The organism is Agromyces sp. CF514, assembly GCF_900113185.1.
In the GTDB taxonomy this organism is placed as follows: Bacteria; Actinomycetota; Actinomycetes; order Actinomycetales; family Microbacteriaceae; genus Agromyces.
Genome location: NZ_FOZD01000001.1, coordinates 2,671,800 through 2,691,267 on the forward strand (window position 1 = coordinate 2,671,800; position 19,468 = coordinate 2,691,267).

Below are 19,468 nucleotides of genomic sequence, written 5' to 3' on the forward strand. Positions count from 1 at the left end.
CTCAGCCGCCGCTCGTGTCGAGCTCGGCGTCGACGAGGGTGACGGCCTCGTGACCGGCGAGTTCTTGCGAGTCGAGCCAGCCGTCGGGCAGTGCCGGGTTCTTGGGCGTGCCCGCGCGGCCTCGAGGGCCTTCTGCGCCCTCGCCCGGGTAGGGCATCGACCAGTCGAGCGTGCCGAGCAGGTCGTCGAGCTGTGCGAGCGACTCGACCGTCGCGAGTCGGGCCCGCAGGTCGCCGCCCACCGGATAGCCCTTGAAGTACCAGGCGACGTGCTTTCGGATGTCGCGGCAGCCGCGCTCTTCGCTGTCGAAGAACTCGGTGAGCAGCTCTGCGTGGCGCCGGAAGGTCTGCGCGACCTGCCCGAGCGACGGGCGGAAGCTCTGCTCTTCGCCCCGGAAGGCGGCGGCGAGATCGCCGAAGAGCCATGGCCTACCGAGGCATCCGCGACCGACGACGACGCCGTCGCACCCGGTCTCGGCGACCATGCGCAGGGCGTCGTCGGCCGACCAGATGTCGCCGTTGCCGAGCACGGGCACGCCCGTCACGGTCTCTTTGAGCTTCGCGATCGCGGGCCAGTCGGCCTGACCCGAGTAGAACTCGGCCGCGGTGCGGGCGTGCAGCGCGATCGAGGCGACGCCGGCGCCCTCGGCGATGCGCCCGGCCTCGAGGTAGGTGAGGTGGTCTGCGTCGATGCCCTTGCGCATCTTGATCGTGAGCGGGATGTCTCCGGCAGCCGTGACCGCGCCCTCGACGATGTCGCGGAAGAGCCCGGTCTTCCATGGCAGGGCGGAGCCGCCCCCCTTGCGGGTGACCTTGGGGACGGGGCATCCGAAGTTCAGGTCGATGTGATCGGCGCGGTCTTCGGCGACGAGCATCGTGACCGCCTCGGAGACCGTCTTGGGATCGACGCCGTAGAGCTGGATCGAACGGGGTGTCTCGGACTCGTGGTGCGTGATGAGCCGCATCGACTCGGGCGTGCGCTCGACGAGCGCGCGCGAGGTGATCATCTCGGACACGTAGAGGCCGGCACCGAATTCGCGGCAGAGCCGGCGGAAGGCCGTGTTCGTGATTCCGGCCATGGGCGCGAGCACGACGGGCACGTCGAGCTCGAGCCCGCCGATGGTAAGCGGGCCCGCAGGGGTCGTTGAAGTGAGTGACATCAGCATCGATTCTCCCAGAATCCGCTGACATCCCGCCCGGAGCGCGATCGGCCCGCCTAGGATCGCCATCAGACCACCTGGGGAGGACGAGCATGGGCGAGACGATCACGGGTTCCGAGCGGGTTCGGGCCGATGCCGAGGCGCGCGGCCTCGAGGTCGAGATCATCGATCGACCGGCCGCACGCAGCCTCGAGGAGGCCGCCGAACTGCTCGGCATCACGCCCGCCGACATCGTCAAGTCGCTCGTCGTCAAGCGCAGCGACGACACCTACCTCTTCGCGCTCGTGCCCGGCGGCCGCAAGATCTCGTGGCCGAAGCTCCGCGCGCTCGTCGGCGTCAACAAGCTGCAGCTGCCCGACGCCTCGCTCGCGCTCGCCGCGACGGGCTACGAGCGCGGCACGATCACGCCGCTCGGGTCGACCACGGCGTGGCCCGTCTACATCGACGAGTCCGTCGTCGGACGCCGGGTGTCCATGGGCGCCGGCGAGCACGGCCGGAGCCTCTTCGTCGACGCCGACCGGCTCATCGAGGCGTTCGATGCGATCGTCGCCGACCTGAGCGACCCGGAGTAGCGCCACGCAACAACGAGACATCTCGGCCCCTGACAGAATCGGCGCGTGGACACCTTCGAAACGCTGCTGCCGATCGGGACGCTCCTACTCGGAGCCGGCTTGGCGGCATTGGCGGACGCAGCCAAACATCGTCGTGACCGCAAGGAGACGAGAAGCGATGCACTGCTCGTCGAGCTTGCCGCTTCCTGCCGGGAATTCCTGGACGCCGCACACAACGCGGCCCATCTGCTCGGTCGAACCGCCCCGGGTTGCCCACACCCCCTGGCGGATGCGTCGGCGGCCTACTGGCTATCAGAGAGCGAGGTCGCCCGTTCGCTCCGTCGGCTTGAACTGATCGCCGACGACCGTCTCCGTGATTCCGCACGTGCGGTGCTCGATCAGCTTCGGTCGTTCAAGTCGACGATCGACGCTCGAGCCCCATACGGCAGCCCGGACTACCTCGATGCGCTTCGCGGCTTCCAGATCGCGCGAGCAGACTTCCTCGCCGCATCCAGGAGGGAGCTGTTACCTGAGGATCATCGATGACCACCTCTGACCCCGAGTAGCGCCGGACCTACTCGGTCGACGCGCCCGGGATGAAGCAGACGTCGCCCTCGCACACCATGGCCGTCGGGTCGCCCGTCACCATCGTGAACGGCGACGCCGCGGCATCCGTCGACTGGATCGCCGAGTCGGATGCCGCAGGCACGGCGTTCGCGGGAACGTCGCTCACGCGACGCGCTCGCCGGAGACCTGCGCGAGCGCCTGCGAGAAGACCTCGGCTGGCTGCGCGCCCGAGATGCCGTACTTGCCGTCGATGACGAAGAACGGCACGCCCTGGATGCCGTAGGCACCGGCCTGGGCGATGTCGGCCTGCACGGCGGTCGCGTAGCGGCCCGACTCGAGCGCCTCGCGGGCGGCGTCGGCGTCGAGGCCCACGTCGGTCGCGAATCCGATGAGCTCGTCGATGCGGTTCACGCGACCGCCCTCGACGAAGTACGCCTTCAGCAGGCGCTCCTTCAGCTCGAGCTGCTTGCCATGCGACTTCGCGAAGTGGAGCAGTTCGTGCGCCTTCAGCGTCTTCGTGTGCGCGACCTTCTCGAAGTGGTAGTCGAGACCGGCGTTCGCCGCGACGCCCGTGACGTGCTCGAGCATCTGCTCGACGCGCTCGACCGGCATGCCCTTGCGCTCGGCGAGGTACTCGACGGTCGAACCCTCGAAGTCGAGCGGGGTGTCGGGAGAGAGTTCGAACGAGTGGTACTCGATCTCGACGTCGGGCGCATCGGCCCCGAGCGCCTCGATGCCCGCCTCGAGGTGGCGCTTTCCGATGTAGCACCACGGGCAGGCGATGTCGGACCAGATGTCGATCTTGATGGGTTCACTCACGGTGAGGGGAAACCGATGCGGACGCATCGGTATTCCCGACCTCGGTTCGCGATTCGGAACGAGCGGATGCCGCGGCATCCGTATCGCTCGGATCCTTGGCGCCGAGGCGCGACACCCAGACGACCAGCGTGGCCACCACGGCGAATGCCAGTGCGATCACGAGCACCCAGAACGCGACCCCGAGGTATCCGTTCTCCTGCCGCTCGGGGTTCAGGAACGGGTAGGGGTACCAGGTCTGCACGGCCTTGACCTGGTCGTAGACGAACGGTCCGCGCAGGAGCGTGTAGGCGACCCAGGCGATGGGGAACGCGAGGATGATCCAGACACGGCGCCATTCGAGCCTCAGGCGACCAGGGGCGAGGAGCCAGTCGAGCACGAGGAAGACCGGCGCGATGACGTGCATGACCTCGTTGGTCCACGGCTGCGAGTCGCCGCCGCCCGTGACGGCGAGCCCGCGCAGCAGCAGGTTGTAGACGATGCCGGTGATCGCCATGTACGTGGTCGCGCAGCCTCTCACGACCGCGAACCACGTGGGGTCGGGCAGTCGTCCGCCGAACGCGAACGCGGCGCCGACGACCAGCACGAACGCCGCGAGCAGGTTCGACTCGATCGTGAAGTAGCTGAAGAAGTTCACGTTCAGGGTGACCAGGTCGTCGAAGCCCTGCTCGATCCAGAAGCCGTAGGACCCCTGGTAGGTCACGATCGTCGCTGCGACGATCGCGACGGCCATCACGACGCGCAGCACCGCCCAGACGAGTGCGAAGGCCCGCTTCGGGGCGGCAGCGGCTGGGCGGGCTGGCGAAGTCGAGGCGGTCACGCGGCCAGCGTAACGCCCACGGCGGCCTCAGTCGCCGATCACGATGCGCGTGGCCCGAGCGACCACCTCGTTGTTGCGCACCGCATCGGGCCGATCGGTGCGGGTGAGGATGACGAGCGTCACCGGGGCCCGACCCTCGCGCCAGAGCACGCCCGCATCGTTGACGACGCCGTACTCGCCGCCGCCCGTCTTGTCGGCGAGCTCGTACGGCGGGGTCAGTCCGGCCCGCATGCGCGCGTTCGACGTGGTGTTGCGCAGCATCCACTCGCGGAGCCTGGCACCGGCCAGCACGCCGGCCGCATCGTCGAGCAGCAGCGCCTCGTACAGCGCAGCGATGTCGTCGGGCGTGGTCGTGTCGCGCGCATCGCCGGGAACTGCTGCATTGAGGTCGGGCTCCCAACGGTCGAGGCGGGTGCGGGTCGCGCCGAGCGAGGCCGCGAACGCCGTGATCGCCTGCGGGCCGCCGAGCTCGCCCAGCAGCAGGTTGCCGGCCGTGTTGTCGCTGTAGCGGAGGGCCGCATCGGCGATCTCCTCCGGCGTCGCCCGGCCCGGTGCCTTCGGGCCGAGGATGGGCGAGTCGACGACCGCATCCGCGAACGGGATCGGGGTCGACCAGTAGACCTCGTCGTATCCGCGCTCGCGAACCAGCGCGGCGGCGGCCAGCGTCTTGAAGAGCGAGCACATCGGGAAGACCGAGTCGGCGCGGTACCGGAACGCGCGCCGATCGCCGTGGGTGCGCGCGACGACGCCGACGGTGACGGAGGTCTCGCGCTCGAGCGCGGCGAGCTCCCGTGCAATCCGGCCGGACGCCGCAGTCGGAGAGGCGTCGGCCGATGCCTCGGTCGGCGCGGCGAGGGCGGGCGATGCGGAGAGGGCCGCGAGAGCCGCGCCGGCGGTCGTCGCACCTCCGAGCGCGAGCAGTGATCGGCGGGAGAACGACGTGGATTCAGGTGATGGACTCATGCATCGCAGTCTTGCGATGCAGGTCGCATGCAGGCAAAGCACGAAACGGCCCTATCCATGCCAGAATCGCATCCATGGCCCGCAACTTCGACCTCCTCTCGGCCTGCGAGGCCTTCGTCTCCGTGGCCGAGCGCGAGAGCTTCACCGCCGGGGCGATGGGCACCGGAGTGACCCAATCCGTCGCCAGCCGTCGCATCGCGGCACTCGAAGCGCACCTCGGCGCGCGCCTCTTCGAACGCTCGTCCCGGCGGGTCGCGCTCACGGCGTTCGGCCGCAGCGTGCTGCCAGGTGCGACGCGCCTCGTCGTCGCCGCACAGGAGTTCACCGACGACGCCGACCACGCCCGCGCCCTGCCCGTCACGGTCGCGGTTCCCCGCCACCTCTCCCCCGCCGCGGCTGCACGGGTGTGCGCGGCCGCCGCCGATCAGGCGCTCACGGTCGAACTGCTCGAGGGCGCCCCGCGCGAGCGCGCGGACTGGATGAGCTCGGGACGCGCCCAGCTCGCCCTCCAGCACGTCGAGCCCGACCGGGCCGACTGGTTGACGCCGCTCGGCGTCGGATTCGCCCGCGGCGCCGACAGCGGCGACGAGCCGTTCTACCTCGCCGAGCTCCGTCCGAGACGCGGCACCCCCGAGCGACGCCTGCTCTGGCTGCAGCCCGAAGACGACGTGCCGAACGTGCGCGACCGCCTCGAGCGCGTCCGCAACGGGGCCGGGCTCGCCGCCGGGCACCTGCGGCTGGCGACCTCGCTCGTCACGGCCATCGCGAAGGCCATCGGCAACGGCGACCTCGTGCTGTGCACGCGGTCCGAGGCGGATGAGGCCGACCTCGCGTGGCATCCGCTCGGCGACCTGCACCTCATGCGGGGCTACACGCTGGTGTACCGCGACGGCGACCTCGCCGAGCGGTTCCTCGAGACGACCGGCGCCCTGCTTCCCGGCCTGCTCGGCACGGCGGCACCGACCACAGACACGCATGCGTCCTGACCGTCTCGTGCTGCGCGACGCCGCCGAGACCCTCGACGACGCCGGGCTGACCGCATCGATCACGGTGCGCGACCTCGGCACCGGCCGCGAGCTGGCACTCGATCCGGATGTCGCGTACCCGCTGGCCTCGGTCGTGAAGCTGCCGCTGGCGCTCACCGTGCTGCGCCGTGCGAGCACCCGAGACGGCGCAGACGGAGACGGCGGAGACGTGCGCGCCCTCGACGCGGCCGTGGAACTCGACCCCTCGGCGCGGACTCCGGGGCTCACGGGGCTCTGCCGGTTCGAGCACCCGGCCCGCGTCGCGGTCGAGGACCTGCTCTACCTGGCGATGTGCGTGAGCGACGACACCGCGGCCGACGCCCTGTTCGCGCGATTCCCGCCCGCCGAGGTCACGGCGCTGCTGCGGGAGCTCGGCATCGCCGAGATCACCGTACGCCACTCGATCCAGGACCTGCACGAGACGCTCGCCGCGCGGCTGACGCCCGACGAGATGCCGCAGGCCCTCGCCCTCGCGATCCAGGCCTCCACCCGCGGCGGCGGCCACCTCGTGCCGCAGCTCGACGTGACCCATGCGAACGCGGGCACCTCCCGCGCGGTCGTCGACCTGCTCGAGCGCATCTGGACCGACCCGCGGCTCGCCCGCGAGCGCGCCCCGCTCCGACGCCTGCTCGGCATGAACCTGATGCGGCATCGCCTCGCGCCCGACCTCGAGTCCGACGACGCCGCCTGGTTCTCGAAGACGGGGACCTTCCTGCACCTGCGCCACGAGGTCGGCGTGCTCGAGCACGCCGACGGCGGGGTGTTCGCGATCGCCGTGCTGAGCGAGTCCTCGGTGCCCGCGCGCCTGCAACCGGGTGCGGAGCAGGCCCTCGGTCACGCTGCGCGGCTCCTGCACGACCAGGTGCGCGCGACCCGGACGCCGCGGTGACCCCGCGCCGCGTCCTCGTCGCGGGCACGAGCGGCTCGGGCAAGTCGACGCTGGCCCGGCGGATCGCCGCAGCATCCGATCTGCCGTATCAGGAGATCGATGCGCTCAGGCACGGCCCGGGATGGCAGCCTCGCGCGTCGTTCCTCGACGACGTCGACGCCTTCACCCGGCAACCCGAGTGGGTCATCGAGTGGCAGTACTCCGAGGTGGCCACCCGCCATCCCTCGCTCGAAGTCGTGCGCATCGCTGGCCCGCGCGAAGCCGAGCGCTGGCTCGAGGCCGGTCAGGCGGTCGTCGGCGCGTCGACCGCGCCGCCGAAGCGTCGGTTGCGCGACGCGTAGAGCTCGATCGCCTGCCACAGGTCGGTGCGCGAGAAGTCGGGCCACAGCTGGTCGAGGAACACCATCTCGGCGTAGGCCGACTGCCAGAGCAGGAAGTTCGAGGTGCGCTGCTCGCCCGAGCTGCGCACGAACAGGTCGACGTCGGGCATCTCGGGCACGTACAGGCGCTTGGCGATGAGCTTCTCGGACACCGCCGACGGCCTGATGCGACCGGATGCCACGTCGTCGGCGATCGAGCGCACGGCATCGGTGATCTCGTTGCGGCCGCCGTAGTTGACGCACATCGTGAGCGTCAGGGTGTCGTTGCCCGCGGTGAGCTTCTCGGCGAACTGCAGCTCGTTGATGACCGACGCCCAGAGTCGCGGCTTGCGGCCGGCCCAGCGGATGCGCACGCCCCATTCGTTGAGCTGATCGCGTCGGCGGTGCAGCACGTCGCGGTTGTAGCCCATGAGGAAGCGCACCTCGTCGGGGCTGCGCTTCCAGTTCTCGGTCGAGAACGCGTACACCGAGAGGTGCTTGACGCCGGCCTGGATCGCCCCGGCGACGACGTCGAGCAGCGCGGCCTCGCCCGCCTTGTGCCCCTCGATGCGGGTGAGCCCCCGGCGGTTCGCCCACCGGCCGTTGCCGTCCATGACGATCGCGACGTGGTTCGGCACGGCGCCCTTCGGGAACGCGGGCGGATGCACGCCGGTCCAGTCGAGCGGCTTGTAGGCGACGGCGTCGCGGTGCGTGTAGGGCTTGGGGGTCACGGTGCGGTGGGTTCTCTCGAGACGTGCGGCAGCGAACGGAGTCCCCGTTCGAGGTGCCACTGGGTGTAGGCCGCGACGATGCCGCTGGCCTGGTTGCGGTCGCCCGGTGCGGAGGCGTCGACGAACGCCCAGTCGCCAGCGAGGAGCGCGCCGAGCAGGGCGACCGTCGACCGCGCGATGCGGGGGGTTCCCGGCGGCGCGCACTCCTCGTCGCACACGACGCCGCCGAGCTGCACGACGACCGCGGTGTGCTCGCCTGGGCGCCCGCACCGCGAGCAGTCGTCGAAGCTCGGCGCCCATCCGGCGAGGGCGAGTGCGCGCAGCAGGTACGAGTCGAGCGTGAGGGTCGCCCCGTGCTCGCCGCGCGCGAGGGAGCGCAGGGCGCCGACGAGCAGCAGGTACTGCTGCAGCGACCCCTCGGACTCGGTGAGCTTGTCGGCCGCCTCGACCATGGCGCTCGCGGCCGTGTAGGCCGCGTAGTCGGCGCTGATCTCGGCGCCATACGAGCCGAGCGACTCGGCCTGGGTCACGACGTCGAGGGTTCGGCCCTCGTAGAGCTGCAGGTCGGCGACCATGAACGGTTCGAGCCTGGCTCCGAACTTCGAGCCCGTGCGCCGCACGCCCTTCGCGACCGCGCGGATCTTGCCGTGCCGCCTCGTCAGGAGCGTGACGATGCGGTCGGCCTCACCCAGCTTGTGGGTGCGCAGCACGACGGCTTCATCTCGGTAGACGGGCACCCTTCATTCTCCCACCCGCCGGCGACGGCACGGCGCACCGCGCGGATGGCCCGCACGCGGCATCCGTCTGGTTCACTTGCCTCGTGGAAACCCAGCAGTTCTTCATCCCCCTCTGGCTCGATCTCACCGCGGTCGGACTCGGCGGCGTGCAGGGCGCCCTGTTCGCCTCGGGCTTCCAGGGCCAACGTCGCCTCGACCTGCTCGGCGTCGCCCTCGTCGGCATCGTCATGGGGTTCGGCGGCGGCATGATCCGCGACCTGCTGCTGAACGAGCCGCTGCGGGCGCTGCAGAGCAACTGGTACCTGATCGTCGCGATCGCCGCCGCGCTCATCGGCATGCTCCTGGCCGGGCCGCTCACGAAGGTCAACGGCCTCATCGTCGGACTCGACGCGATCGTGATCGGCATGTTCGGGGCGCTCGGCACGTCGAAGGCGCTCGCCCTCGGGCTCCCGATCCTGCCCGCCGTGTTCGTCGGCGTGGCCGCGGCCGCCGGGGGCGGCGTGCTGCGCGACATGCTCATGGGCCTGCCCATCGCGATCATGCACGTCGGATCGCTCTACGCGGTCGCCGCCGGAGCCGGCTGCATCGCGCTCGCGGTGCTCGACCTGTTCGGCGTTCCGCTGTTCATCGGCGGCATCGTCTGCGTCGCGGTGACGGCCGTCATCCGGTGGCTCGCCGTGATCTTCGACGTGTCGCTGCCCGAGCAGCGCATGCTCTACCGGCGCAAGGTCGCGACCGAGACCGGCATGCTGCCGATCATCCGCAACTGACGGGCCGGCACCGACCATCGGCCACTGCCTCGAAACTCCCGGGAACGGCGGATGCCGCGTGCCGGGTGAGCACGCGGCATCCGCCGTTCCGCTGGGTCGCCGTTCGGATCAGACGCCGACGGACTCGAGTTCGTCGACTGCGACGCGGGCGCGGATCGCACGGTTGACGGCCGAGACGACCGCCTTCAGCGATGCCGTGGAGATGTCGGCGTCGAGGCCGACACCCCAGAGGGTGCGGTCGCCGACCTGGCACTCGACGTAGGCCGCGGCCACGGCGTCGCCGCCGGCCGACATGGCGTGCTCGCTGTAGTCGAGCACACGCACGTCGACGCCCTCGGCGCCGAGCACCGACAGGAAGGCCGCGATGGGACCGTTGCCGCTGCCCTCGGCGTCGACGCGCTCGTCGCCGTCGCGCAGCCCGACGCGCACGCGGACCTCGCCGGTGAGATCGCTCTCGGTGCGCAGCGAGAGCAGCTCGAAGCGACCCCACTTGTCGTCGGGGCGCTCGGTGGGCGCGGGCAGGTACTCGTCGGTGAAGACGCTCCAGATCTCGTCGCTCGAGACCTCGCCGCCCTCTTCGTCGGTCTTGGCCTGCACGACGCCCGAGAACTCGATCTGCAGCTTGCGCGGCAGGTCGAGCGCGTGGTCGTTCTTCAGCAGGTAGGCGACGCCGCCCTTGCCCGACTGCGAGTTCACGCGGATGACCGCCTCGTAGCTGCGGCCCAGGTCGCGCGGGTCGACGGGCAGGTACGGAACCGCCCACTCGAGCTCGTCGACCGTGACGCCCCGACGCTCGGCCTCGACGGCCATGGCCTCGAAGCCCTTCTTGATGGCGTCTTGATGCGATCCGCTGAACGCCGTGTAGACGAGGTCGCCGGCCCACGGGCTGCGCTCGTGCACGGGCAACTGGTTGCAGTACTCGGCGGTGCGCTTGACGTCGTCGACGTCGGAGAAGTCGATCTGCGGGTCGATGCCCTGCGTGAACAGGTTGATGCCGAGCGCGACCAGGTCGACGTTGCCCGTGCGCTCGCCGTTGCCGAACAGGCATCCCTCGATGCGGTCGGCGCCGGCCAGGTAGCCGAGCTCGGCGGCGGCGATCGCGGTGCCGCGGTCGTTGTGCGGGTGCAGCGAGAGGATGACGTTCTCGCGGTGCGCCAGGTGCCGGCTCATCCACTCGATGGAGTCGGCGTAGACGTTGGGCGTGGCCATCTCGACCGTCGCGGGCAGGTTGATGATGACCTTGCGCTCGGGCGTCGGCTCGAAGATCTCGATGACCTGGTTGCACACGTCGACCGCGAACTCGAGCTCGGTGCCCGTGTAGCTCTCGGGCGAGTACTCGTAGAACACGTCGGTGCCGGGAACGGTCGACTCCATCTCGCGGCACTTGCGCGCGCCGTGCAGCGCGATGTCGATGATGCCCTGGCGGTCGGTGCGGAACACGACGTCGCGCTGCAGGATGCTCGTCGAGTTGTACAGGTGCACGATGGCCTGCTTCGCGCCCTGGATCGACTCGTACGTGCGCTCGATGAGGTGGTCGCGCGCCTGGGTCAGCACCTGGATGGTGACGTCGTCGGGGATCGCGCCTTCTTCGATGAGGCTGCGCACGAAGTCGAAGTCGGTCTGGCTCGCGCTCGGGAACCCGACCTCGATCTCCTTGTAGCCCATCTTGACGAGCAGGTCGAACATGATGCGCTTGCGCTCGGGGCTCATCGGGTCGATGAGCGCCTGGTTGCCGTCACGCAGATCGACGGCGCACCAGCGCGGGGCGACCTCGATGCGCTTGGACGGCCAAGTGCGGTCGGGCAGGTCCACTGCGATCTGCTGGTGGAACGGGCGATACCGGTGGACGGGCATCGCCGAGGGCTTCTGGGTGTTCTTCATGAGGTGCTCTTCTCGCTTCTCGGATGCGTTCAGCCGACGACGAACTCCGCAGCGAGGGAGGCCTGGAAACTAGGACTCGCTGCGGCAGCTAAGGAGAAGCAGGCCGTAAGACACACACCAAGGCTAACACTGCTGCGGCGTGGCGCGCACGACGAGGCGGACGGACGCTCCCCCGAGACATCCGTCCGCCCTCCCACCCGGCCGCCGGAGGTGCCTGCTAGTCGATCGCGAGCGCGACCACCGGCGACACGCGTGCCGCGCGCCGCATCGGGGCGACGGATGCCGCGAGCGTGAGCAGTGCGGCGGCGCCCACGACGATGCCGACGATCGGCCACGGCACCACCGGCGCGACGATGCCAGGGCCGCTGCCCACCGAGCCGAGGATCGACTGGGCGCCGACCCAGCCGTACGCGATGCCGAGCACGAGCCCGGTGAGCGTCGCGGCGACCGTCAGCGCCGCAGCCTCGACGAGCACCATGACCCGGATCTGACGGCGGTCGAACCCGAGCGCGCGCAGCAGCCCCAGTTCGCGCGTGCGCTGCATGACGCTGATCGAGAGCGTGTTCACCAGGCCGACGGCCGCGATGACGGCGCTGAAGCCGATGAGCGTCGAGAAGACCGCGATGGTGCCGTCGATGACGGGGCCGAGCGCGGCCTGCATTTCGGGCCGGTCCTCGGTGGCGATGAGCAGCATCTCGCGGTAGGTCTCCATCGTCACGGCGAAGGTCGTGACGAGCGTCACGCCGATCACGAGCCCGATGGTCATGCGCGACGATCGCTCGGGGTGCCGCACGGCGTTCTCGGCGGCGAGGCGAGCGGCCGGACGGTCGCCGAAGGCCCGCCCGACGAGCCGCAGCACGGGCGGCATGACGCGGTGCGCCGCGAGCACGATGGCGGTGAACGAGAGGATGCCCCCGAGCAGGCCGATGAGCACGCCCTCGGGGCGCACGAGTCCGACGACCACGCCGAGCCCGAGCAGGCCGATGCCGAGCACGCCCAGGATCCAGGCCGCGATCGCACGGCCCCGGCGCGAGGAGACCTCGTCGAAGTCCGCCTCGGTCGCGTTGCCGAGCGCCTGGGCCGGGCGGACGGAGAGCACCCGCCGCGAGCCGGTCCACGCCGCGAGCCAGGTGGTCACGACGACCGCGCCCATGGGCGCGAGCAGCAGCGGGTCGAGCAGCGAGTACTCGACGCGCGGAATCGTGCCCTGGGCCATGCCGATCTCGCCGAGCCCCCACGCGACGGCCGAGCCGACGAATGCGCCGAGCACCGAACCCACGAGGCCGATGAGCAGGCCCTCGCGCGCGATCGCGGCGCGCTGAGCCCGGGCGCTCGAGCCGATGAGCCGGAGCAGCGCGATGAGACGCGTGCGTCCGGCGACGACGGTCGCGACCGTGTTCGCCGTGACCACGGCGCTGACGTACACCGCGATGGTGATGAACACCCCGGCCACGAGCCCGAGCATGAGCTGCACGGTGCCGCTCTCGGCGAGGCCGTTCTCGGCCGTGATGGCCGCGGTCAGGATGCCGGTGACCTGGAGCAGCGCGACGCCGAACGCCGCGGCGAGCGTGGCCACCAGCAGCGTCGGGAGGAGGTCCTTGACGCGGGTCATGCCGCGGTCTCCATCGCGAGCATGTACGAGCCGATCTCCTCGGCGGTCGAGCGCGCCGTGTCACGCACGATGCGGCCGTCGGCGAGGTACAGGATGCGGTCCGCGTGGCTCGCGGCGACGGGGTCGTGCGTGACCATCGCGATCGACTGGCCGTACCGCGACGACGCCGACGCGAGCAACGCCAGCACCTCGCGCCCGGTGCGCGAGTCGAGGTTGCCGGTCGGCTCGTCGGCGAACACGAGGTCGGGGCGGGTCCCGAGTGCGCGGGCGATCGCGACGCGCTGCTGCTGACCTCCGGAGAGCTCGTGCGGGCGATGCTTCATGCGGCCCGCGAGGCCGAGCGCGTCCAGCAGCTCGTCGATCCACGCCTGCTCGTCCTTCGAGGGCCGGCGGCCGTCGAGCTCGAACGGCAGCATCACGTTCGCGCGCACGTCGAGGGTCGGCACCAGGTTGAACGACTGGAACACGAACCCGACGCGCCGACGCCGGAGCACGGTGAGCTCGCCGTCGGGCAGCTCGGTGATGTCGGTGTCGCCGAGCCACGCACGACCCGACGAAGGCGAGTCGAGGCCGGCCATGATGTGCATGAGCGTCGACTTGCCCGAACCCGACGGGCCCATGATCGCCGTGAACTCGCCGCGGCGGAGGCCGAGCGAGACGTCGTCGAGCGCAATGACCGAGCCCGCTCCGGTTCCGTACCGCTTGCCGAGGTTCGTGACGCGCGCGATGAGTCCGAGGTCTGAAGGTTGGATCTGCATGCCTTCGACGCTACGGACGCACCCGGCGGCGGTCATCGGGCCACGGGATGGCCTCGCGTCATCCCCCAGGATGATCGGTCGCGCCGAGGTCGTGCTCGTAGGCGAACACGACGAGCTGCACGCGGTCGCGGAGCCCCAGCTTCGCGAGGATGCGACTCACGTGCGTCTTGACGGTCGCCTCGGAGAGGAACTCGGAGGCCGCGATCTCGGAGTTCGACATGCCGCGCGCCGCGAACCCGAAGATCTCGCGCTCGCGCGGCGTGAGCTCGGCCCACGATGCGGGCGCCGGCCGCCTGCCGCTCCCCCGGGCCAGATGCGCGAACAGCTCGCGCGTCGCGCTCGCCGCGATGACCTGGTTGCCCTGGTGCACCGTGCGGATCGCCGCGAGCAGGAACTCGGGATCCGCGTCCTTGAGCACGAATCCGCTCGCACCCGCCCGGATCGCCTTGGCCGCGTTCTCGTCGAGGTCGAACGTCGTGAGCACGAGGATCCGCGGAGCACGTCGCCCGTCGCGCTCGGCCTCCGCGAGGATCCGCTCGGTCGCCTGGATGCCGTCGAGCAGCGGCATCCGCACGTCCATGAGCACGACATCCGGGCGGGTCGTGGCCGCGAGGGCGGCACCGGCGAGCCCGTCGCCCGCCTCCCCGACGACCTCGAGGTCGGGCTGCGACTCCACGAGCATGCGCACCCCCGAACGGAAGAGGGCCTGGTCGTCGATCAGCGCGACGCGGATGGCGTTCACGGGGTGCTCCTCGGCTCGGGGGTCCTGGGCTGTGCGGGAATGCGCGCGACGACGCGGAACACGCCGTCGGATCCGGGTTCTGCGGTCAGCGCACCGCCCACGAGCTGGGCGCGCTCGCGCATGCCCGTGATGCCGTGCCTCGTCGCGGTCGTGGCCGCCCCGGCGAGCCCGGCGCCGGAAGCCGCCGCGCTGCCCGCGGCATCCGCCATGATGCGGTTCGAGATCGCAAGACCGATGCCGTCGTCGGCCCAGTCGAGCCGCACGTCGACCGGAGCCGTCGTGTCACCGTGCCGCAGCGCGTTCGTGAGCGCCTCCTGCACGATGCGGTAGACCGCGATCTGGTGGCCGGTGCCGAGCTCGCGGCGCTCGCCGGTCTCGACGAGCCGCACGTCGAGCCCGGCATCGACGACGCCCGCGATGAGGCCGCCGAGGTCGTCGAGCACCGGCTGCGGCGCGCCGCCCTCGCGGTGGCGCAGCTCGGCGAGCAGCACCCGCACGTCGCCGAGCGCGCCTCGGGCCACGCCCGAGATCGTCGACAGCGCTTCGGATGCCGCGTCGGGCCTCGTTCGTGCGGCGAACCGCGCGCCGTCGGCCTGCGCGATCACGACCGCGAGCGAGTGCGCGACGACGTCGTGCATGTCGCGCGCGATGCGATTGCGCTCCTGCTCGACCGTGTAGCGGTACTCGGCCAGCGCCCGCTCGCGGTTCGCGACCTCCTCGCGCCTGCGCACCTCGCGGCCGTCGCGCACCGAACGCGCCAGGAGCCCGGCGGTCCATGCGAGCACGAGCACCGCGACGGATGCGACGAAGATGAACGCCGCGGCGAACAGGTTCTCGGGGCCGAGGCCGCCCACGCCGTCGAAGACGGGCATGACGACCTGCAGGTACAGCGTGGCGATCAGCGCGCCGGCGCCCGCAGAGACGAGCCCGAGCCACTTCACCAGTCGGCCGCCGTGGGCCGCCGTCGAGTACAGCACTCCGAGCACGGCGAAGTCGTAGAACTGCAGGTCGCGGAGCGCGGCCATCTGCACGGTCGCGGCCGCCCAGGCGATGCCGAGCGCCCATGCCGGGGCGAGTCTCCGCACCGCGAGCGCGGTGACGAACAGCACCATCGCCGCGAGATCGGCCCCGTTGCCCATGAGCGCGAACGGCAGCGACATCAGGCCGAAGACCACGGCCAGCACGATGTCGGTCGTCAGCTTCGCGCGGCTGATTCGGTACTCGGGCACCGATCCACCGTACGCGCTGCGTGCTCCGGATGCCCCGTCAGCGCGCCCGAATCATCCTCGAGTCGTACGGGCGGCCCGGTGCGGGACCCGGGCGAGGCGTCAGAAGCCGAGCCGGCCGAGCAGCTTCGGGTCGCGCTGCCAGTCCTTCGCGACCTTGATGTGCAGGGCGAGGTAGACCTTGCGGCCGAGCAGTGCCTCGATCTGCGCACGCGCGGTCGCGCCGACCTCGCGAAGGCGCGCACCGCCCTTGCCGATGATGATGCCCTTCTGGCTGTCGCGCTCGACGTAGAGGTTGGCGTAGATCTCGAGCAGGTCCTTGTCCTCGCGCTCGACCATGTCGTCGACGACGACCGCGATCGAGTGCGGCAGCTCGTCGGTCACGCCCTCGAGGGCGGCCTCGCGGATGAACTCGGCGATGCGTTCCGAGGTGTCTTCGTCGGTCAGGATCTCGGCGGGATACAGCGGCTGGCTCGAGACCGGCAGCAGCGAGAGCAACTCGTCGACGAGCACGTCGAGCTGCTCGCCGCGCGGCGCGGACACCGGGATGACGGCATCCCACTCGCGCAGCTGCGAGACCGCGAGCAGCTGCTCGGCGATCTTCGCCTTGCCCGCGGCGTCCGTCTTCGTGACGATCGCGACCTTCTTCGCGCGCGGATACTGGTCGAGCTGCTCGTTGATGTACCGGTCGCCCGGGCCGATCGGCTCGTTCGCGGGCACGCAGAAGGCGATGACGTCGACGTCGCCGAGGGTCGACTGCACCAACGAGTTCAGGCGCTCGCCGAGCAGCGTGCGCGGGCGGTGCAGACCCGGCGTGTCGACGAGGATGAGCTGGCCGTGCTCGCGGTGCACGATGCCGCGGATCGCGCGGCGCGTGGTCTGGGGCTTCGAACTCGTGATCGCGACCTTCTCGCCGACGAGCGCGTTCGTGAGCGTCGACTTGCCCACGTTCGGGCGCCCGACGAACGACACGAATCCTGCGCGGTACTCAGCCACGGTGCTTCCTTCCTTCGGCATCGCCCGAATCGAACGCCAGTTGGGCGTCGATGAGCGACTGGTCGCGTTCGACGAGGATCGTCGAGATGCGCTTTCTGCGGCCCTCGGTGCGCTCCGCGCGGAGCACGAGCCCGGAGACCACGGCCTGCTCGCCCGGTTGCGCGAGACGGCCGAGCTCCTTCGCGAGCAGGCCGCCGGCCGAGTCGACGTCTTCGTCGTCGAGCTCCAGGCCGAACAAGTCGCCGAGCTCGTCGATCGGCAGGCGCGCGTTCACCCGGAACCGGCCGGCGTCGAGCTGTTCGATCTGCTCGGCCGCGCGGTCGTACTCGTCGGAGATGTCGCCAACGAGCTCCTCGATCACGTCTTCGAGCGTCACGAGGCCCGCGATGCCGCCGTACTCGTCGACCACCATCGCGAGGTGGTTCGAGGCGAGCTGCATCTGCCGCAGCAGGGCATCGGCCTTCATCGAATCGGGCACGAACACTGCTGGGCGCGCCAGCTCGCCGACGGTCAGGTCGGCGGCGTCGAGCGGCCGTTCGAACCCGAGTCGCGCGAGGTCGCGCAGGTACAGGATGCCGGCGACGTCGTCGGCGTCCTCGCCGATCACGGGGATGCGCGAGTACCCGGCGTTCAGGAAGAGGGCCATCGCCTGCGGCAGGTGCGCGGTCGACTCGATCGTGACCATGTCGGTGCGCGGCACCATGACCTCGCGGGCGACGGTGTCGTTGAACTCGAAGATCGAGTGGATCAGCTCGCGGTCGCCCTCTTCGAGCACCTCGAGCTCCGTCGCCTCGTCGACCATGCTGAGCAGCTGCTCCTCGCTCGACACGCCCGCGAACCTGATGCGCCCCGGCGTCACGCGGTTGCCGAGCGACACGAGCGCGTTGGCGAGCGGGCCGAGCAGCACCCGCAGGAAGTGCACGACCGGTGCGGTCAGCCGGAGCACGACCGCCGCATGCGCGCGGCCGACGCTGCGGGGGCTCGCTCCGACGAGCACGAACGACACGGCCGTCATGATGAGCGCCGACCAGAGCAGCACCCACCACACGTTGTCGAGGAACGAGACGAACGCCAGGGTCACCAGCACCGCCGCGGTGGTCTCCGTGATGATGCGCACGAAGTTCACCGCGTTCACGTGCGCGCCCGTGTCGTCGGCGATCGCCAGCAACGAGCGACGCGCACGGGAGCCCGACGCGAGCTCGACGACATCCGCACGACTCGTCGCGCCGAGCGCGGCGTCGACGGCCGCCATGAGGCCGCCGAAGGCCACGAACGCGAACGCGGCCATGAGGAAGAGCCAGGGCTGCATGTTCAGCGACGACGCTCCTGCATCGTGAAGCCGACGAGGAGGTCGCGCTGCAGGCCGAACATCTCCTTCTCGTCTTCGGGTTCGGCGTGGTCGAAGCCGAGCAGGTGCAGCATGCCGTGCGTCGTCAGCAGCAGCAGTTCGTCGATGAGCGGATGCCCCGCGGTTCGCGCCTGCGCCTCGGCGACCTGCGGGCAGAGCACGACGTCGCCGAGCAGCCCGGGCGGGGCCGGGTTCTCTTCACTGCCCGGGCGGAGCTCGTCCATCGGGAAGCTCAGCACGTCGGTGGGGCCGGGCTCGTCCATCCACTGCACGTGCAGCTGCTCCATGGCGCCCTCGTCGACGAGGACGATCGCGAGCTCGGCGTCGGCGTGCACGTGCAGCGCGTCGAGCACGTAGACGGCGAGGCGCTGCAGCACCGCCTCGTCGACCTCGATGGCGGATTCGTTGTTGACCTCGATGCTCACGAGTTGATGCCCTTTCGAGGGAGGTGGTCGCGCGGGCCTGCGTGCCCGCGCCGCTCGGCGCGGTTCGCGAACTCGCGCGCCTGGTCGCGTTCGTAGCGCTGCGCCTGCGAGCGCTGGTCGTACTCGGTGTACGCGTCGACGATCTGTCCGACGAGCGTGTGCCGGACGACGTCGGCGCTCGTGAGGTGCGCGAAGTGGATGTCGTCGATGCGGTCGAGGATGCGGGTGACGAGGCGCAGACCGCTCGCGCCGCCCGGCAGGTCGACCTGGGTGACGTCGCCCGTGACGACCATCTTCGAGCCGAATCCGAGGCGCGTCAGGAACATCTTCATCTGCTCGGGCGTCGTGTTCTGCGCCTCGTCGAGCACCACGAACGAGTCGTTCAGCGTGCGGCCGCGCATGTACGCGAGCGGTGCGACCTCGACCGTGCCCGACGCGAGGAGCTTCGGCACCATCTCGGGGTCCATCATCTCGTTGAGCGCGTCGTAGAGGGGCCGAAGGTAGGGGTCGATCTTGTCGGTCAGCGTGCCGGGGAGGAACCCGAGGCGCTCACCCGCCTCGACGGCCGGTCGCGTCAGGATGATGCGGCTGACCTCCTTGCGCTGGAGCGCCTGCACGGCCTTGGCCATCGCAAGGTAGGTCTTGCCGGTACCGGCGGGGCCGATGCCGAAGACGACCGTGTGCTCGTCGATCGCGTCGACGTAGGCGCGCTGCCCCTCGGTCTTGGGGCGGATCGTCTTGCCGCGCGAGGCGACGATGACCTGTCCGAGCAGCTCGGAGGGTCGGGAATCGGGATCGGCTTCGAGCATGCGGGCCGAACTCCTCACTTCGGTCGGGGTGGGATCCTGGTCGGCTCGCACGAGCTCCAGGAGTTCTTCGATGAGCCTGCGCACCCTGCGGCGTTCGGATGCCTCGCCGCGGATGCCGATCTCGTTCCCGCGCACGTGCACCTCGACGTCGGGGTACTCGCGCTGGATCGTGGTCAGCAGGCGGTCCTGGGGGCCGAGCAGTCGCACCATGGCGATGCCGTCGATGCGCAGATGCTCCTCGTCGGCGCGCGTGGTCGTGCCCTCGTCGACGGGCTGGTCAGTGC

General features: G+C 70.6%; 22 protein-coding genes. 6 read left to right on the forward strand and 16 right to left on the reverse strand.

The genetic code is table 11. The annotated features are described in order from the left end of the window. Position 1 precedes the first annotated feature (1 nt). Positions 2-1,159, reverse strand: a complete 1,158-nt coding sequence (gene dusB / locus BM342_RS11945; protein ID WP_092965976.1) for a tRNA dihydrouridine synthase DusB — start codon at positions 1,157-1,159, stop codon at positions 2-4. Positions 1,160-1,251: 92 nt separating this feature from the next. Between dusB and BM342_RS11950 the strand changes: the two genes are divergently transcribed. Next, positions 1,252-1,731 (forward strand): aminoacyl-tRNA deacylase, encoded by a 480-nt coding sequence (locus BM342_RS11950; protein ID WP_092965978.1) that lies wholly within the window; start codon positions 1,252-1,254, stop codon positions 1,729-1,731. 45 nt (positions 1,732-1,776) lie between these two features. Continuing rightward, positions 1,777-2,256 carry a hypothetical protein gene (locus BM342_RS11955; RefSeq protein ID WP_092965980.1) on the forward strand — a complete coding sequence of 160 codons (480 nt, stop codon included), beginning with the start codon at positions 1,777-1,779 and terminating at the stop codon, positions 2,254-2,256. A gap of 28 nt (positions 2,257-2,284) precedes the next feature. Here the strand turns inward: BM342_RS11955 and BM342_RS19905 are convergent, their stop codons facing one another. Genes BM342_RS19905 through bla form a run of 4 tightly spaced genes read right to left on the reverse strand, consistent with a single transcriptional unit; the run spans position 2,285 to position 4,876 of the window. Further along, complete coding sequence (locus BM342_RS19905) at positions 2,285-2,443, reverse strand: hypothetical protein (protein ID WP_177232146.1); 159 nt, start codon at positions 2,441-2,443, stop codon at positions 2,285-2,287. Beyond that, the gene (locus tag BM342_RS11960) at positions 2,440-3,096 is read right to left on the reverse strand and encodes a DsbA family oxidoreductase (protein WP_092965982.1); all 657 of its coding nucleotides are present in this window, start codon (positions 3,094-3,096) and stop codon (positions 2,440-2,442) included. Before BM342_RS11960 ends, BM342_RS19905 begins: the two co-directional genes overlap by 4 nt. After that, on the reverse strand, positions 3,089-3,913 hold the full coding sequence (locus BM342_RS11965) for a Pr6Pr family membrane protein (protein ID WP_218154905.1): 825 nt from the start codon (positions 3,911-3,913) through the stop codon (positions 3,089-3,091). Before BM342_RS11965 ends, BM342_RS11960 begins: the two co-directional genes overlap by 8 nt. 27 nt (positions 3,914-3,940) lie before the next feature. Beyond that, positions 3,941-4,876, reverse strand: a complete 936-nt coding sequence (gene bla, locus BM342_RS11970; RefSeq protein WP_092965984.1) for a class A beta-lactamase — start codon at positions 4,874-4,876, stop codon at positions 3,941-3,943. Between the two features lie 74 nt (positions 4,877-4,950). Between bla and BM342_RS11975 the strand changes: the two genes are divergently transcribed. The 3 genes from BM342_RS11975 to BM342_RS11985 are packed head-to-tail and all read left to right on the forward strand — an operon-like array spanning position 4,951 to position 7,131. After that, positions 4,951-5,862 (forward strand): LysR family transcriptional regulator, encoded by a 912-nt coding sequence (locus BM342_RS11975; RefSeq protein ID WP_177232147.1) that lies wholly within the window; start codon positions 4,951-4,953, stop codon positions 5,860-5,862. After that, on the forward strand, positions 5,852-6,790 hold the full coding sequence (locus BM342_RS11980; RefSeq protein WP_092965986.1) for a serine hydrolase: 939 nt from the start codon (positions 5,852-5,854) through the stop codon (positions 6,788-6,790). The genes BM342_RS11975 and BM342_RS11980 overlap by 11 nt, the downstream gene beginning before the upstream one ends. Next, a complete protein-coding gene (locus BM342_RS11985) occupies positions 6,787-7,131 on the forward strand; it encodes a P-loop NTPase family protein (RefSeq protein WP_092965988.1) in 345 nt (114 codons plus the stop codon). The genes BM342_RS11980 and BM342_RS11985 overlap by 4 nt, the downstream gene beginning before the upstream one ends. Here the strand turns inward: BM342_RS11985 and BM342_RS11990 are convergent. Both BM342_RS11990 and recO read right to left on the reverse strand, forming a co-directional pair. Then, positions 7,074-7,880, reverse strand: a complete 807-nt coding sequence (locus BM342_RS11990) for an isoprenyl transferase (protein WP_092965990.1) — start codon at positions 7,878-7,880, stop codon at positions 7,074-7,076. The two genes, BM342_RS11985 and BM342_RS11990, sit on opposite strands and share 58 nt — an antisense overlap. Beyond that, positions 7,877-8,617: a DNA repair protein RecO gene (recO, locus tag BM342_RS11995; protein ID WP_092965992.1), complete on the reverse strand. Its 741-nt coding sequence runs from the start codon at positions 8,615-8,617 to the stop codon at positions 7,877-7,879. The genes BM342_RS11990 and recO overlap by 4 nt, the downstream gene beginning before the upstream one ends. An 83-nt stretch (positions 8,618-8,700) precedes the next feature. Here recO and BM342_RS12000 point away from each other — a divergent pair, with 83 nt between their 5' ends. Continuing rightward, positions 8,701-9,387, forward strand: coding sequence for a trimeric intracellular cation channel family protein (locus BM342_RS12000; protein ID WP_092965994.1), 687 nt, complete (start codon positions 8,701-8,703; stop codon positions 9,385-9,387). Positions 9,388-9,495: 108 nt separating this feature from the next. Here the strand turns inward: BM342_RS12000 and leuA are convergent, their stop codons facing one another. The 9 genes from leuA to BM342_RS12045 form a co-directional block, all read right to left on the reverse strand. Then, entirely contained in the window at positions 9,496-11,268 is a 1,773-nt protein-coding gene (gene leuA / locus BM342_RS12005; RefSeq protein ID WP_092965996.1) for a 2-isopropylmalate synthase, read from the reverse strand. A gap of 217 nt (positions 11,269-11,485) precedes the next feature. Beyond that, positions 11,486-12,880 (reverse strand): ABC transporter permease, encoded by a 1,395-nt coding sequence (locus tag BM342_RS12010; protein ID WP_092965998.1) that lies wholly within the window; start codon positions 12,878-12,880, stop codon positions 11,486-11,488. After that, positions 12,877-13,638 (reverse strand): ABC transporter ATP-binding protein, encoded by a 762-nt coding sequence (locus BM342_RS12015; protein WP_092966000.1) that lies wholly within the window; start codon positions 13,636-13,638, stop codon positions 12,877-12,879. Before BM342_RS12015 ends, BM342_RS12010 begins: the two co-directional genes overlap by 4 nt. Before the next feature lie 58 nt (positions 13,639-13,696). Then, positions 13,697-14,380 (reverse strand): response regulator, encoded by a 684-nt coding sequence (locus BM342_RS12020; RefSeq protein ID WP_092966002.1) that lies wholly within the window; start codon positions 14,378-14,380, stop codon positions 13,697-13,699. Further along, on the reverse strand, positions 14,377-15,609 hold the full coding sequence (locus BM342_RS12025; protein WP_218154906.1) for a sensor histidine kinase: 1,233 nt from the start codon (positions 15,607-15,609) through the stop codon (positions 14,377-14,379). The genes BM342_RS12020 and BM342_RS12025 overlap by 4 nt, the downstream gene beginning before the upstream one ends. 99 nt (positions 15,610-15,708) lie before the next feature. Then, complete coding sequence (gene era / locus BM342_RS12030) at positions 15,709-16,623, reverse strand: GTPase Era (protein ID WP_092966004.1); 915 nt, start codon at positions 16,621-16,623, stop codon at positions 15,709-15,711. Continuing rightward, entirely contained in the window at positions 16,595-17,911 is a 1,317-nt protein-coding gene (locus BM342_RS12035; RefSeq protein WP_092966006.1) for a hemolysin family protein, read from the reverse strand. The genes era and BM342_RS12035 overlap by 29 nt, the downstream gene beginning before the upstream one ends. A gap of 2 nt (positions 17,912-17,913) precedes the next feature. Next, a complete protein-coding gene (ybeY, locus tag BM342_RS12040; RefSeq protein ID WP_092966008.1) occupies positions 17,914-18,375 on the reverse strand; it encodes an rRNA maturation RNase YbeY in 462 nt (153 codons plus the stop codon). Next, complete coding sequence (locus BM342_RS12045; protein ID WP_092966844.1) at positions 18,372-19,394, reverse strand: PhoH family protein; 1,023 nt, start codon at positions 19,392-19,394, stop codon at positions 18,372-18,374. Before BM342_RS12045 ends, ybeY begins: the two co-directional genes overlap by 4 nt. Positions 19,395-19,468 lie beyond the last annotated feature (74 nt).